Source organism: Nocardia sp. NPDC055053 (assembly GCF_053608285.1).
Genome location: NZ_JBSGVD010000002.1, coordinates 314,316 through 328,868 on the forward strand (window position 1 = coordinate 314,316; position 14,553 = coordinate 328,868).

The window sequence follows — 14,553 nt, forward strand, 5'->3', positions numbered from 1 at the left end:
GGGTAGTACCGAAGTACGCAACGATCAGCGGGCCGGGAAGCGGAGGATCCGGTCGTCGCCGTCGCGGATATCGCCGCGGCCGTCGGTGTTCGAGGTGGTGAGCCAGAGGGCGCCGTCCGGTGCCACGGTGACGGTGCGCAGTCTGCCGTAGGAATCACGGAGAACGTCGCGGGGATTCGTCGCGGTGCCGTTGGATACCGTTGCGGTCCAAAGTCTTTCACCGCGCAGGGCGGCTACGTAGAGGGTGTTCCCCGCGATGGCGATTCCGGAGGGCGAGGCTTCCGAGGTCGACCAGGTGAGCAGCGGGTCGGTGAAACCACTTTTCGCACCGCCGGATCCCTCGACCTCGGGCCAACCGTAGTTGCGGCCCGGCTCGATCAGGTTGAGCTCGTCCACCCGGTTCTGGCCGAACTCGGCGGCATAGAGCGCGCCGGTGCCGTCCCAGGCCAGGCCTTGCACATTGCGGTGGCCGAGGCTGTAGACCGGCGAGCCGGGGGTCGGATTGCCCGGCGCCGGTGCGCCGTCGGGGGTGATCCGCAGGATCTTGCCGTTGGGGCTCGCGGCGTCCTGGGCGAGCCCGCTCCGGCCCGCGTCCCCGGTGCCGACGTAGAGCATGCCGTCGGGTCCGAAGGCGATACGGCCGCCATTGTGGTTGCCCGCCTTCGCGATTCCGTCGAACACGACCTCCGCCGGTTCTCCTGGCCGGAACCGCACGATGCGATTGTCGTCCTCGGCGGTGAAATACGCGTAGACATACCGGGTTCGGTCATAATCGGCGGCGACCGCGAGACCGAGCAGTCCACCCTCGCCGCCCGCGGCCACGCCGGGCACCTCGGCGAAGAGCTCCGGTTCGCGGCCCGGCGCCACGCGCAGAATGCGCCCGGAATCTCGTTCGGCCACCAGCGCCGTGCCGTCGGGCAGGAAGGCAAGGCCCCACGGGACGTCGATTCCGCGAGCCACCTCCTCGGGAGCGCCCAGGTCGGGGTCGCCGGAGGGCACGCTCGGCGCGGGAGCGGTGACGATCGCCGTCAGCGGTGCGCGATCAGTTGGCTCGTCGCTCGTGCAGGAAGTCGCGGCGCAGAGGATCAGTAAGGCGCCCACGATGTTTCGCGACCGCCGCCGCGACATCGCTGCCTGCGGACGGTCACTCGCGACGGCCACGGCGCGTCAGATCAGCTTCGCGAGTTGTTCGCGATCGGAGGCGTCGAGCTTGATGCAGGCCCGGTAGATATGACCTTCGACGGTGCGCACCGAGACGCAGAGCCGTTCGGCGATGGCACGGTTGGACAGTCCACGACCGATGAGCGCGGCGATCTCGCGTTCCCGTTCGGTGATCGGGAGCGGACGCGCGGCGCCGGTGATGGCGGGAGTGCTGGCGCCGTCGCAGCGGGCGGCCAAGGCCTGCGCGCGGGCGGCTGCTTGGGCGCTCGGGCGGCGCTGGCCCGCGTGGTCGTGGATCGGGACGGCCTGCGCTGCCGCGTCGGCGGCGGCCAGCAGCAGGCCCGCGGTCTCGAATTCGAGGCTGACGGCGGCCAGCGCGCGCGTGTCGGCATGGGCGAAGGCGGCGGCGTGCCGAGCGTAGATGCCCGCGGCGGGCCCCTGGATACCGGCGGCGACCGTCGCCAGCCTGGTCGCGACGGTACGGTCACCGAAGCGGGCGGCATGATGCAGCGCCTCGGCTTCCAGGGCGTACTGGCCGGTGCGGTGCGCGAGGTCGGCCGCCTTGCGGGCCAGCTCGATCGCCGCGTGCTGGCTGTGCTCGGCGGCGGCCAGCCAGGCGCGCGCGATCAACCGCTGTGGCTCGTGCAGAGCCATGTGGGCGCCGCGGTGTTCCTGGGCATCGGCGAGAACTCGTTCGGCCTGCTCGACCTCGCCCAGCGCCGCGTAGGCCCGCGCCAGCAGCAGCCGGGCAGGCAGCTTCCACGCCAGGGAGCTTTCGGCGTTGAGCGCCGCCAGTGCCTGTTCGAAGGCGGTGATCGCTTCGCGGAACCGGCCGCGATACGTGGCGACGACGCCGACCGCGATTCTGGCGATCGCCCACCCGATGAACTGGCCCGCCGAGGAGAACTCCCGGTATTCGGAAGCCCGCTGCTCGGCGCGGTCGAGCTCGCCGATGGTCGTCAGCGCCAGCACGTCCCCGTATCTGACCATGACCCGGATGATGCCGTCGGTGGATTTCTGCTCGGCGGTGATCCGGGCCGCGATCGGCGCGAAATCGGCACCGCGTCCGGCCACCGGCATCGCCAGACCGAGTGCGAAGGCGGCGAAATCGACGGCCTGCCACGGTGAATCCGGGTCGGCGATGACGCGCTCGGCGGTCTCGATACCGATCGCGATCCGGCTCTCGTGCACCGCCATCGCCGCGCCGAAGGCATCGACCGTGAGCCGCAGCGCGGGATACTCGACCCGGGCACTGAGCAGGTCGAGCAGGTCGCGGGCGCGCGTGACATTGCCCAGCGACCAGAACTGCAGGCCCGCCCTGAGCACGCCCCACTGGACCAGTTGCAGCGGATCGAGGCGATCGGGGTCGAAGCGGGCCAGGATCTCGTCGGCTTCGTGCGGTCTGCCCTGCCACAGCAGTGCCCGCGACAGCAGTTCGGCCGCGCGCAGCCCGCCGCAGCGCTCGCACGCGGCGCGCGCGAGACGTTCGGCCAGCGGCACATTGGACATGGCCACCGCGTCCTTGGCCGCGTTGATCAGCACGACGATGTCGATCGGCTGATCGCTGTCGATACACAGCTGCGCCAGCCGGATCCGATGCGCGGGCGTGCTCAGATCGCGGTCACGCAGTGTCTCGACGATGCGGCCGCGCCGCTTGCGGGCAGCGGCGGTACCGACCCGGCGGCGGATCACCTCGCCGAGCAGCGGATGGCTGAACCGGACGTCGACCGTCGGGCCGTGCCGGCAGACCCGGATCATACCGGTGAGCTCGGCCGTGTCGACGGCCTCCACCCCGACAAGCTCGGTCAGGATGTCGATGTCGAGCGGTTCGTAGACGGCCAGCATCCGCAGCGCCTCCAGCACCGGCTCACCCGCCCTGGTCAGCCGCTCCTCGAGCAGCTCGACCAGCCCCGACGGCACCGCGGTCGGCCCGCGCAGCTGCCAGACGCCGTTGGTGTCGGTCAGGGTGCGCGCCTCGACCGCGCCCTCGACCATATTGCGCAGGAACAGCGGGTTACCAGCGGAGGATTCCCACATGACGTCGGCGCTGAGCCCTTCCAGGGTCCCGCCGAGGACGGTCTCCACCAGTGCGGTGCACTGCGGTTTGGTCAGCGGTGTCAGCTCGATGCGTTCGAGGTAGCCGTCCTTCCACAGTGAGGTGACCGCGTCCGGCACGGTTTCCCCGGTGCGGACCGTGGCGACGATGCGGGCGCTGCGGTCGACGGCGATCTGGTGCACCAGCGTCGCGGACAGGGTGTCGAGGAGGTGGGCGTCGTCGACGCCGATCACGGTGCCGGGGTGAGCGAGCAGGTTCTCCCGCGCCGAGTGCAGCAGCGCGAGCGGGTCGCGCGAGGCCGACGCGGCGATCCAGGGCGCGAACGCGCCCAGCGGAATGGCCTGGGACGAGGCGGTACAGGCCGCCCAGCGCACAGGATTCGGCAGCACCGAGGTGACGAGACGCGCCAGGGTGGTCTTGCCGATTCCGGCGGCGCCGACGAGCACGACACCACCGGTGTTGCCGTTGGTCAAAGCTGTACGGACGGCGTCGTATTCGGCGGGGCGATGAAGCAGTTGCCACAGTTCGCCCATACAGCAAAATTCTAGTTCCCGCCCGGCCGTGTCACAACGAATCTGTGCAGGTGCAACTAATTTCCGGGCTGGACGGTCGGGTAGGGCGATGGTCATGGCGGCAGCTCGGTGGCGTCGCGTGGCTCGAGCCGGGGCGCGTTGTTGACGTCGTGGCGGAAGTTGCTCGACGCCTCGTAGACGCGCTGCTTGAGCCGGTTGATCGAGCCGAGCGGACGGTGCGCGTCGAGACCGCGCCAGGAGTTGAACGACAGCACATCATCGCCGTAGGCACGCCGTTCGGGCGTGTAGGGGTCCTGGATGTCGAAGCGGATGGTCGCGACGGTGCGGTGCGGCGACGCGTCTTCCGGCCACGCCACGGTCGCGTCCTCGATCGGCATGGTCGCGGTGTCGGTGCACAGTTGCGCGCGCAGCTCGTAAGTGGCGCTGTGCGAGGCGAAGAAATCGATGACGGAGTCCTGATGGACGTTCACGCCCGCCTCTTCGCTCACCGGTTGTCCTTGCAGGGCAGCGACTTCCGGCGACACGGGCGCATAGAGCAGCTTGGCCACGTAGTCGCCGTAGCGCACCGGCGCCGAGGTGTAGAACGTCTCGCCCAGAATGTGGGTGTTGGGCGCGATGAAGACGCCGAGATTCGGCGGCACCCCCCGGCCGATCCGCCGCAGCACGTGCTGGTCAAGGGCGGCGAGAAGGCTGCTGCCGGTCTGCAATACCGGATCGGGCAACCGCGCGAGCACCCACGCGGTCGGCATGCCCTTCGTCAGGTAGGCGTGCGCGTCGGCGAACAGGAATTCCCGGTGGGTGACCATGATGAGGTCCTGCGTGGTGGCCTCGTCGCCGGGCAACGCCCGCGTCCCGTGCACGCCGAGCACTTTGATTCCCAGCCCGCGGACACCGCGCAACTGGTCGCTGCGGATCACCCCGGAGGTACTCGACAGCCGGGCGATCACCGGATAGGTGGCCGGGGTGGCGAACAGGCCCTGTGCCAGTTCGGGTGGCAGGCCCGGCGGCACGATCAGCTCGCCTCGCAGGATGCCGTGGCTCTTGGCGTGCGCGTCGCGCAGACCGCGCTTGTACTTGCGGTAGGCGCGTTCGTTGTTGTCGCGCAGGACCGCGATGATCTTGTCGATGTCCTGCTCTTCGTCGGGCCGCGGGTGTTCGAGGTCGTCGCGGTAGCGCAGGTAGGTCATCGTCGGCTCCTCCACGGCGCGAACGGATTCGCGACGCCGTCGAGCGCGGGCGCCAGCGTGGGAAAGTGGCGCAGCAGGACGCTGCGCATCGAGTTGTCGCGCACCCACGCCATGCCGGCCTCGGTGTAGACCTCGGGCCGGAAGTCGGTGGTGAAGAACCGGTCGGCGGACAGCCGCCGCGACGCCATCAGCACGAACACCCGGAACGCGGTGTCGCTGAAGCCGAAACCGGGCGGTTTGGGTTCGGCGTAGAGCCCGATCATGAGGTCGACGTCGTCGACGTCACCGTAGATCTGCTCGAGTTCGCGTGCCCACTGCGGGTTGTCGGTCAGCTGGTCGAACGAGGTGGCCGGCGGCAGTCGCAGCTGCTTGCGGAATTCGTTGTAGCGCGGCACGCCCCGCTCGCGGACGCGCAGGATGTCGACGGTCGCCAGGTCGAGCAGCGGGTGCCCGGGGCGGGTCAGGTTCTGCAGGTGCCGCGGATAGTTGTGCAGGGTCAGCGCGCCGGGATTGGCGCGGCCGAACGAGTAGAGCAGCGTGTCCATCGGTGTCTCGGCGAGGCGTTCGCGGATGTGGGCGACGCCGAGCTCCGGGAGCGGATACTCGGCGAGGACGCTGTCGTCGGCGAGGCTGCGGACGACGAGTTCGTCGGGGATGAGCGGATGCATCCGGTAGACGGAGACGAATTCCTCGGTCAGCGAGTACGGCACGCCGTGGTCGTCGACCGCGGATCCCGGGATGCCGCACAGCACTTCGTTGCCTGCGAGCCTGCCGAACCGGCGGGCCACCCGCTCGCCGAGCACCCCGAACCAGTTGGCGCGCATGGCGGCGACGGTGGTGGGATGCGCGATGACGGCCGGCGTCCAGTCGACGGTGTGGATCTTCGCCATCAGGGCCGAGTTGACGAGCCGTGCGGTGTCGTAGAGCTGTTGGTCGTCCAGGTCGGGGTAGCGCTTGCTCAGGCGACGGCAGATCGCGTTGTGTTCGCGCAGGAACAGCGAATGCAGCAGGGCGAGGCCGACCCAGGCGTTGGCCGCCGAGTCCGACAGGGCGATCAGGCTTTCCGCGTCCAGCGGTGGCAGGCCCAACTCGTCGATGACGAGTTCGCCGCCCTTGCCCGATCGCATGGCGGCCGCGAATTCGGCTGTGCTGCCATAGATCTGGGAGGCGTCCCACCAGTGGCTCTCCACGGTGGTGTAGGTCGGCGGACCGCCCGGTTCCGGGCTCGGCACCGAGGCGGTGCGCGGGATCGTCATCGGCGGGTCCGGCCACGGGTCCTGCGCGTCCAGGGTCACCGTGAACGGCTCGGTGTCGGCGTCGACGTGGTCGAACCAGTCGTGCACCTCGAACTGGATCCAGGCCGCCGCCAGCAGATTCAGGGTCGTGGCGGGCTGGAACCGGTCGCGGGTCAGCAGTCGCGTGCTGATCAGGCGCGGGTTGGGTTCCAGAATCCGTGCGGAACTCTCCGGGTAGGTGTGCTCGAGCGGGAAGTTGCGCCCGAACCGGCAGCCGACCGACCCGGTTCTGGGGTCGGTGGGGTTGTTGTAGGTGCCGTCTACGGTGCGCGCGCCGTGGAGATCGCCCGCCGCGTCCGGTGGCAGCGGTTCGCCCGGATGCCCGCCGGTGTCGAAGAGATTCTGCGCGCGGAGCCGGCTGCGCAGGCCCACCAGGACGGCCAGACCCAGCGGCGGCGGCAAGCGGAACCAGCCGATGCGCCGATCCAGTGCTTCGGCGGCCCCGACCGCCAAGCGCGTGACAAACGGAGTCTTGACCATCGAGAACCTCCACGTGGCTGGCTCGAACCGCGGCGTACGAGAACTGGTCGGAAATCAGTCTCCGGCACGGACAGACCCGCTGTCACGGGTAGTCGACTACTCGCCCATCGGGTACGGCCGCACGCGGCTGATGTTCCGGATAACGATTTCGGCGACCGCCGCCGCAACAAACTCCCAGCAATCGAGTAGCGAATTACGCGCGCCAGGTAGCGGGTCGATGGGTCAGGCTGCTTGGGTGACTACTCCGATCGAAATCAAGGTCAATCTCGACGGCGATCTCGTCGACGCACAAACCCGGCTGGGGTGTACGAACGCCGCCGCGATCAGCCGCGACGTGTGGTTCGCCGAACCCCCTCGCCCCGATGCGGGCGATGCGCCTGCCCTGGCGGGCCGGATCGCGATCCGGCTGCGTAGCGGCGAGCGCGACGACCTGACCGTCACGCTGCGGCCGTGCGAGCAATCCCAGCTGGTCGGCCGCTGGGCGTCAGCGTTCACCGACGAGGCGGTGCGGTACCGCATCGAGGGCGACTGGTGCGGCGAGGAGCGGGTGCTGGCGGCCTCGGTGGTGAGCAAACGCCCACCCGGCTCGCTGCGGGTCGGCGCGCTGCGCGGTGAGGACGTCACCGAGGCCCTCGACTCCGCTCAGCGCCAGTTCGTGGTGAGCTGCACGCCACCCGGCGTCGCGGTCGAGCACCTGCGGGCGATGGGTCCGGTCGCGTCGACCAGGTGGACGAAGGTGCACCTCGGCGGCCTGGAGGTCGACGCCGAACGCTGGACCGTCGGCTGCCTCGACCTGTTCGAGCTGGCGCTCACGGTGACTCCTGTGCCCGGCGAGTCACCGGCGGAACTGCGGGTGCGCGCCCTCGAGGTGCAGCGCCGGTTCCACGCCACCGTGCGCGGGCACGGCCTGTCGATCGCGACCGGGCCCGCCAAGACCGAACAGGTACTCGGCGCGCTGACGGCGGCCGGATCGGTGCGCGGCGAGTAAGTAGTGCGGTTGTCGTCAGTTCACGATGATGAAGTTGAACAGCACCCTGAGGTTGGCATCCCAGCCGACGTGGTACCGCACCGTCATGGTGCCGTCGGCATGCGGGACGACATTGCGGACCTGCATCGTCGCGTGTCCGAGAAACGGGATGCCGTTGACATCCAGCTCGGTCATGGTGACCGACACCTGGCTGTCGGCCCAGACCTGGGTATTCGGGAATCCGAACACCCAGGCGCCGGTGCCGTGCGTGTGCAGCACCCGCCGAGCCCAGAAGATGGACGAGACATTCGTGTGGCCGGCTCCCCTGATCCCGACGCCGTTGTCGCGATATCCGGCCTGCGATTTCGTCTCCTCGAACAGTTCCTCTTCGGTGTCCGGGCTGGCTGCCAGGACCGCGTCTTCCATCTCCGAGACCAACATCTCCCTGTCCTTTCGAACCATGTGGAGAAACCCTGCGCACTGATCATCCCGCGCGGGCAGGCCCGTCCGAACGCGTAACGCACTACCCCAAATCCGCAGCATCACACCGGCTCGTTTCAGGCGGACAGTGTCCGTCCGATCGTCGCCGCCACCGCGGCGTGCGCGAGGTATTCGGCGATGTCGTGCGCCCGTTCCTTGGGGTTGTCGACCGGGAGATCCCGCAGGTCGTTGCCCCACGCCGGGCGCAGCGGGCAGCCGATGGCGATCGGATCACCGGCGTACCAGGTGTTGAGCCAATCACCGACCCGTTCGGGCCTGCTCGCGCCGCCGCTGAGCAGCTTGCCGTTGACCCCGTCCAGGCCGAGCGGGCTGCCCGCGGTCACCAGCAGGCTCACGTCCAGTTTCCGTGGCAGCTGGGTGAGCAGGTCCATCGCGACGACGGTGCCAAGACTGTGGCTGACCAGGATCACCTCGCCGTCGGCGGGCATGTCGGCGAGCACGGTGTCGAGCACGCCCTTGCGCACCCGCTCGTCGTCGAGATAGGCGGCGACGTCCTTGAAGATCGCCCCGATGAGCAGCGAATCGAGGCCGCTGCGCGCGGCGATCCACCCGAGCTGGTCGCGCACCCGGCCCAGGACGACCGAGCCGAACCCGCCGAACCGTTCCTCCGCGATCGGATCGGTGGCGACGGCACCGGCGCTGGGCATACCCGCGTGCCGCGCCGCCTCGGCGACCAGGCTCTCGTAGAGCTCCGAGCCGGTGTCGACAACCGATTCCCGCGTGCCGAGACTCGCGACGAGCTGGTCGCCGTAGAAGGGGAAGTGGACGTCGGCGGGGTCGATCGGGCTCAGGTCGGCGAGGGTGAGGCCCTTGTTCAGTCCCGCGGTCCAGGCGCGACGCAGGTCGGCCGGGTCGCGGCCCTGCTGACTGCGTCCGTGCAGGAACACCACACTGCGCCTGCCGCCGAACGCGCCCGACCTGCCCTGTACGCCGCGTATCACCGCCTCGACCGCCGAAACATGCTGTGGTGCGGGCATTGTCACGTCGGCGACCACGGTATCGGCCGACAATCCCGCGTCGGGCCCGAGTTCGTCGAGGAGCTTTCGCTGTGCCGAGTCGAACGGCTGCTTGCCGAGATCCCGCAGCAGCACGCTCACCCGGACGCCCTCGTTGGCGATCCAGTGGATCGCGTCGTCACCGTCGCCGCTCTGCCAGACCTTGCCGTCCTTGCGCAGCATCCGGCCCTTGTCGTCCTTCTTCGGGACGCCCGCGTGGTGCAGCGCGACCATCTCCCACTGATCGTTGAAGACGGGCGAGCCGGAGTTGCCCGGTTCGGTGTCGGAGGTGTAATGCAGGAAGTCGTCGAGTTGCAGGTCGAGCCGGTTGTCGCGGATCGAGATCTCCTTGAGCCTGCCCTGCGGGTGACCGATGACGTTCATCGCCTCGCCGACCACGATCTTGCCGCTGTCGGCGATCAACCGGTTCCACCCGAAGGTCGCGCCGGGGGCGGCACCGTCGGGTCCGGGTGCCACGCGCACCAGGGTGTAGTCGAGATGCTTGTTCGTGACGAAGAAATCGCCCGGTGCGAGCAGATACCGCGTCGTCGGGGTGTGCTGATTGTCGATCCCGGCCTCGGCCCCGAACTCGATCACGACCGACTCGGCCTTGTCTGCCGTCGGCAGCACATGGTTGTTGGTGAGCAGCAGTTGCGGTGACACCAGCGAGCCGGTGCCCATCGGCACCTCACGGCTGTTGTGGGCCAGGGTGATCCGGGCGACCGCGGCCGCCGCGCGGGCACCGCGGGTCAGGAAGTTGACGGCCTGGAGGTCGTTGGCGAAGCCGATGATGCGTTCCAGCGAGCCGATGGTGCCGAGCGGTTCCTGTCTGCCCAGGTCGACCGCCGCCTGCACGGGCACTTCGCCGCTGGTGAACAGCCGGTCCGCGCGGGCGATGATCTGTTCCTCGGTGTCGACGACATCGGATTCGGTCGCCTTGCGTTTGCGGGTCACCTCATCGCGTTCCTCGGCACTCTTGGCGAAGCGCCGTGCCGCGGCGTCCATCTGTTCGCGCCATGCGGCGGTGCGTGTTGCGCTGTCGGTATCCATGGGTCACCTCGCCCGGAGAAGTATGCAGCTGGCGTTCTCAGGGTGAGCGTGGTACCCGGTGCCGATCACGAGTAGTCGACCACTCGATTTCCCGTGACCGGCAGCGGAGGCGGTGGCTACTGCTCCCACCAGGAGGTGTAGACCCGGCCGTCGTTGCCGGTGGTGAACGCGTCCAGTTCGCCCGCGCTGCGGGCAACGGCCGTCACCGGGCCGCCGACGGGGAAGACGCCGCCGATATTGCGCCACCGGTTGCCGATCCCGGACCAGTCCGACCCCGCCTGCCACCACGACGTGTAGACACGGCCGTCGTTGCCGGTGATGAACAGATCGAGATTGTTCGATGTGCGCGCCACCGCGGCGACCGGCGCTCCTGGCGGAAAGACACCGCCGATATTGCGCCACCGGTTGCCGATGCCCGACCAGTCCGACCCGGCCTGCCACCACGACGTATAGACACACCCGTCGTTGCCGGTGATGAACAGATCGAGGATGTTCGATGTGCGCGCCACCACTGTGACCGGCGCTCCGGCCGGGAAGACACCACCGATATTGCGCCAGCGGTCCCCGATCCCGGACCACTCCGAACCCGCCTGCCACCACGACGTATAGACACACCCGTCGTTGCCCGTGACGAACAGATCGAGGATGTTCGACTGGCGCGCCACCGAGGCCACCGGTGCGTTCGGTGGGAACACTCCGCCGATAGTGCGCCACCGGTCACCGATGCCCGACCAGTCGCTGCCCTGCTGCCACCACGACGTGTAGACCCGCCCGTCGTTGCCCGTGACGAACAGGTCGAGATTGATCGCGGTACGCGCGACCGCGGAAACCTTTGCCGTGCGCGGGAATACGCCGCCGATATTGCGCCACCGATCGCCGACGCCCGACCAGTCCGAGCCGGCCTGCCACCACGAGGTGTAGACGCGGCCGTCGTTGCCGACCGTGAACACATCGAGGTTGTTCGACGTCCGCGCCACCGAGGCCACCGCGGCGCCCGCCGGGAAGATCCCGCCGATATTGCGCCACCGGTCCCCCGCGCCCGACCACTCCGACCCCGCCTGCCACCACGAGGTGTACACGCGGCCGTCGTTGCCGGTGATGAACAGGTCGAGATGGTCGGCGCGCCGGGCGGTCGCGGAAACTCTTGCGGTGCGCGGGAATACGCCGCCGATAGCGCGCCACCGATCGCCGACGCCCGACCAGTTCGGGTAGATCGTGTGCGCTGCCTGGACATCGCCCGCCGACAACGCCGTGCGCTGCCCCATCGTCACCCCGGGCTGCAGGGTCACCCGCGGCACGATCGTGGCCTGTCCGTTGGTGCTGAAAGCTGTTGCCGGGTAATGCATGATCGAGCCGAAGTCGTAGCCGCCGATATCGTCGCCGTCGGTGATGTGCTGGGCGAAGTTGTGCCGATTCGCCGCGGTCACATTGGCCAGCCGCACCTCGACGAACCGTTCCCGGTCTTCCCTGCTCTGTTCGTGCCACAGCCCGATCGCGTGCCCCATCTCGTGGATGACGGTCCCGGTCGGCGCGCCCGCGGTCAATTCGATGGTCTGTATGCCGCCCTGCCTGCCGACCGGCGAGCGGCTCGCCGAGCTCGGCACGAACCGCACGTAGTCGGCGTGCACGCCGGTGCGCGGGACGAAACGCAGTCTGGTGCGGGCATTCCAGTGCGCGACCGCGTCGGTGATCCGCTGCTGCCCTGGCAATGCCGGATCGACCTCGTAGGGGACCACGGCATTGGGCCACCGGAAATGCGCACCCGAGATCGCGATGCCCTCCTGCCCTTGGCGGGCGGCGATCTCGGCGAGCGTGCCGAGAACGATGTCGCCTTCGAAGATCGCGAGGTCGTCGACGGCCGCGTAGGGCACCTCGCGGAATCCGTGATTGACGCTGGGAATCAGCGTCGTCCCCGCTTCGGGACCGGAATGGAATTCGCCGGTGTCGTCCCTGTCGGCGCTCGCCGGGACGGTGTCTTCGATGATCATGGGCCGCACTTCCTGTGGATCGTCGCCTGTCCGGGAAGTGTCCGGCCGATGGCACCCCGGACTCACGCGTAGCGCGCTACCCGATCACGGCGGATCAGACCAGGCGCACCGGGATGATCACCGCCGACACCGACCCGTGCGACGGCACCGGAATCGCCTGCGTGGACACCAGGTCCCCGGCGGTCAGCACGCCGTCGCCCGCCCGGTCTATCTGGCAGGCGAGCCCTACAGCGGTACCCGCCGGACTCGCCGGTGCCTCGAGGTCGAACGGAATCCGCGCGCCGGGTTCGATCGCGACGCCGATGGTCACGATCTCGGCGATCAGCGGTGCCGCGCCGTCGGCATAGGTCACGTCACGCAGTTCGACGGCGACGCGCGCCGTCGTCACCGGGGCGTCCGGCGGCAGGACGACGAAACCCCGGATCCGGCGAAGGTCGGCGGCCATACCCCGAGCGTAGGCGGACGGTCACCACTCGAGCTGGCGCACGGTGTCGCGCCACGGACCGGCACCGAAGCGCTGCTCGGCGACCTCCGCGGATTCGGTGCCGATCACCTGCCCGATCGATTCCCACGACGCCCCCGTCGACCGGACGAAACGGACGGCCTCGACGAGCCGCTGCCGGGCTGACTCGGAATCCTGGAAGGCCAGCCGCACCGGCATCAGCGCCTGCATCTCGAAGTGGTGGCACTCCCACTCCTCGAGCACCAGCCGGGTGAGATCCGGGTCGAGGTGCCCGCCGGGGCAGTACAGACGCCGCTCGGCCGGGGCATGACCGTCGGCCCGCACCGACCGCTGCCATGGCCGCCCGTGCCAGCGGCCGCACGAGCACATCGCCCGCCAGCCGATCAGGTCGACGCCGTCCGCGACGATGTCGACGACCCATCCGTGGTGACTCTCGAACACAGCGCTCATACCGACTCCGATGTCGATTCCACTGGCGGCGCGGTCCCGGCCACGATCAGACCGCATGGTGTGTGGGACTGATACTCCCAGGTACTTACCTTCGGTGTCGACGCGGGCCGGCGCAACCTCGACACCGCGTTTTTGGGAGCAGTCACACAACCTCGGGTCCGCACCTGGCGGGAACACCGAGCGGCCCGTCCACCATGGTGGACGGGCCGCTCCCGGTGCGCTCTCAGCGCAGTGTCACCGTCGTCGGCAGCGAGGCGAAGCCCCGGTTGTTGGACGAGTGGATGCGTACCAGATTGCCGGTATCGATCTCGTAGTCGGCCACCGCGGCGACGATCTCCTGCAACGCCACCCGCAGCTCCAGCTGGGCCAGGTTCATCCCGAGGCAGTGATGACGGCCCGCGCCGAAGGCCAGCGAGGCGCTGGTGTCGCGGTCCAGGTCGAAGACGTCGGGATTCTCGAAGACCGACTCGTCACGGTGGGCCGCTCCGGTGAGCAGCAGCACGCGGGCATCGGCCGGGATCTGCACGCCGTGCAGCTCGACCGGCACCGTCGTGGTGCGCAACTGCCCCTGGGTCGCGGGGTCGTAGCGCATCGACTCGGCGATCCAGTCGTCGATCCGGCCGTCGAAGGCGGCGCGGCGCTGATCGGGGTGCAGCGCGGCGGTGTGCCACGCGTTGCCCAGGGTCAGCATGACGGTCTCGATGCCGGCGCCGACGAGCAGGATCAGCACCCCGACGATCTCTTCCGGGGTGAGCCGGTCGTCGCCGTCTGCCGCGTCGAGCAGACCCGACAGCAGATCCCCGGTCCGGTGCTGGCTACGGGAGATGGTCAGGTCCGTGTAATAGCCGACGAGCGCGCCGATCGCAGCCATCGCCTCGGGCCGCAGATCGGTCGACTCGGCGTCGGTGTACATGATCTCCATGCCGAGCTTGCGCAGCAGCTCGCGATCGTCCTCCGGCACGCCGACCAGTTCGGAGATCACATCGGTCGGGAACGGGCCGGCGAGGTCGGCGATCAGGTCGAAGCTGCCGCGCGCGAGCAGCGGTTCCAGTGTGCGCCGGGCGATGTCACGCAGCCGCGGCTCGAGGCTCTGCACCCGGCGCTGGGTGAACGCCCGGACGACGAGCTCGCGCATCCTGGTGTGCTTGGGCGGGTCCATCGCCACGAAGGAGAAGAACTTCTCCGCCTGCGGTCCCCAGAACGCGGGCTCCATGCGCAGGCCGTTGGCGCTCGAGAATCGGTCCGAATCGCGCAACGCCGCCCGGACGTCCGCGTGTCGCGACAACGCCCAGAAGTCGTCGGTCGTGTTGCGGTAGACGGGGGCCTCGGTACGCAACCTGGCATAGTACGGATACGGATCGGCATGGACAGCGAAGTCGTAGGGGCTGAACTGCAGGGGCATGGCCGTGCCTTTCGCGGCGACGTGA

At 69.1% G+C, this 14,553-nt stretch carries 11 protein-coding genes; 1 reads left to right on the forward strand and 10 read right to left on the reverse strand.

All coding sequences use genetic code 11. The annotated features are described in order from the left end of the window. Nucleotides 1-24 precede the first annotated feature (24 nt). From ACWF82_RS03405 to ACWF82_RS03420, 4 genes are all read right to left on the reverse strand, one after another. Complete coding sequence (locus ACWF82_RS03405; RefSeq protein ID WP_452497717.1) at nucleotides 25-1,128, reverse strand: PQQ-dependent sugar dehydrogenase; 1,104 nt, start codon at nucleotides 1,126-1,128, stop codon at nucleotides 25-27. Between the two features lie 39 nt (nucleotides 1,129-1,167). After that, nucleotides 1,168-3,750 (reverse strand): LuxR C-terminal-related transcriptional regulator, encoded by a 2,583-nt coding sequence (locus tag ACWF82_RS03410; RefSeq protein WP_452497524.1) that lies wholly within the window; start codon nucleotides 3,748-3,750, stop codon nucleotides 1,168-1,170. Nucleotides 3,751-3,842: 92 nt separating this feature from the next. Next, nucleotides 3,843-4,937 (reverse strand): catalase family protein, encoded by a 1,095-nt coding sequence (locus ACWF82_RS03415; protein WP_452497526.1) that lies wholly within the window; start codon nucleotides 4,935-4,937, stop codon nucleotides 3,843-3,845. Further along, nucleotides 4,934-6,712, reverse strand: coding sequence for a peroxidase family protein (locus ACWF82_RS03420; protein WP_452497528.1), 1,779 nt, complete (start codon nucleotides 6,710-6,712; stop codon nucleotides 4,934-4,936). The genes ACWF82_RS03415 and ACWF82_RS03420 overlap by 4 nt, the downstream gene beginning before the upstream one ends. Nucleotides 6,713-6,947: 235 nt before the next feature. On the opposite strand from ACWF82_RS03420, the gene ACWF82_RS03425 reads away from it, so the two are divergent. Beyond that, a complete protein-coding gene (locus ACWF82_RS03425; protein ID WP_452497530.1) occupies nucleotides 6,948-7,700 on the forward strand; it encodes a hypothetical protein in 753 nt (250 codons plus the stop codon). A 15-nt stretch (nucleotides 7,701-7,715) separates the two neighbouring features. Here ACWF82_RS03425 and ACWF82_RS03430 read toward each other — a convergent pair whose 3' ends face one another. The 6 genes from ACWF82_RS03430 to ACWF82_RS03455 all read right to left on the reverse strand — a co-directional run bounded on the left by ACWF82_RS03430 (nucleotide 7,716) and on the right by ACWF82_RS03455 (nucleotide 14,528). After that, the gene (locus ACWF82_RS03430; RefSeq protein ID WP_452497532.1) at nucleotides 7,716-8,120 is read right to left on the reverse strand and encodes a hypothetical protein; all 405 of its coding nucleotides are present in this window, start codon (nucleotides 8,118-8,120) and stop codon (nucleotides 7,716-7,718) included. Nucleotides 8,121-8,236: 116 nt separating this feature from the next. Beyond that, nucleotides 8,237-10,225, reverse strand: a complete 1,989-nt coding sequence (locus ACWF82_RS03435) for a trypsin-like peptidase domain-containing protein (protein WP_452497534.1) — start codon at nucleotides 10,223-10,225, stop codon at nucleotides 8,237-8,239. A 116-nt stretch (nucleotides 10,226-10,341) separates the two neighbouring features. Further along, nucleotides 10,342-12,213 (reverse strand): Dot/Icm T4SS effector Zinc-dependent metalloprotease LegP, encoded by a 1,872-nt coding sequence (gene legP / locus ACWF82_RS03440; RefSeq protein WP_452497536.1) that lies wholly within the window; start codon nucleotides 12,211-12,213, stop codon nucleotides 10,342-10,344. Between the two features lie 94 nt (nucleotides 12,214-12,307). Beyond that, nucleotides 12,308-12,658 carry a hypothetical protein gene (locus ACWF82_RS03445; protein ID WP_452497538.1) on the reverse strand — a complete coding sequence of 117 codons (351 nt, stop codon included), beginning with the start codon at nucleotides 12,656-12,658 and terminating at the stop codon, nucleotides 12,308-12,310. 21 nt (nucleotides 12,659-12,679) lie between these two features. Next, nucleotides 12,680-13,126 (reverse strand): hypothetical protein, encoded by a 447-nt coding sequence (locus ACWF82_RS03450; protein WP_452497540.1) that lies wholly within the window; start codon nucleotides 13,124-13,126, stop codon nucleotides 12,680-12,682. Between the two features lie 223 nt (nucleotides 13,127-13,349). Then, entirely contained in the window at nucleotides 13,350-14,528 is a 1,179-nt protein-coding gene (locus tag ACWF82_RS03455) for a cytochrome P450 (RefSeq protein WP_452497542.1), read from the reverse strand. Nucleotides 14,529-14,553 lie beyond the last annotated feature (25 nt).

Coding starts and splice junctions, on each gene's coding strand:
- ACWF82_RS03405 (WP_452497717.1), bottom strand. CDS start 1,128: ATGTCGCGGCGGCGGTCGCGAAACATCGTGGGCGCCTTACTGATCCTC.
- ACWF82_RS03410 (WP_452497524.1), bottom strand. CDS start 3,750: ATGGGCGAACTGTGGCAACTGCTTCATCGCCCCGCCGAATACGACGCC.
- ACWF82_RS03415 (WP_452497526.1), bottom strand. CDS start 4,937: ATGACCTACCTGCGCTACCGCGACGACCTCGAACACCCGCGGCCCGAC.
- ACWF82_RS03420 (WP_452497528.1), bottom strand. CDS start 6,712: ATGGTCAAGACTCCGTTTGTCACGCGCTTGGCGGTCGGGGCCGCCGAA.
- ACWF82_RS03430 (WP_452497532.1), bottom strand. CDS start 8,120: ATGTTGGTCTCGGAGATGGAAGACGCGGTCCTGGCAGCCAGCCCGGAC.
- ACWF82_RS03435 (WP_452497534.1), bottom strand. CDS start 10,225: ATGGATACCGACAGCGCAACACGCACCGCCGCATGGCGCGAACAGATG.
- legP (WP_452497536.1), bottom strand. CDS start 12,213: ATGATCATCGAAGACACCGTCCCGGCGAGCGCCGACAGGGACGACACC.
- ACWF82_RS03445 (WP_452497538.1), bottom strand. CDS start 12,658: ATGGCCGCCGACCTTCGCCGGATCCGGGGTTTCGTCGTCCTGCCGCCG.
- ACWF82_RS03450 (WP_452497540.1), bottom strand. CDS start 13,126: ATGAGCGCTGTGTTCGAGAGTCACCACGGATGGGTCGTCGACATCGTC.
- ACWF82_RS03455 (WP_452497542.1), bottom strand. CDS start 14,528: ATGCCCCTGCAGTTCAGCCCCTACGACTTCGCTGTCCATGCCGATCCG.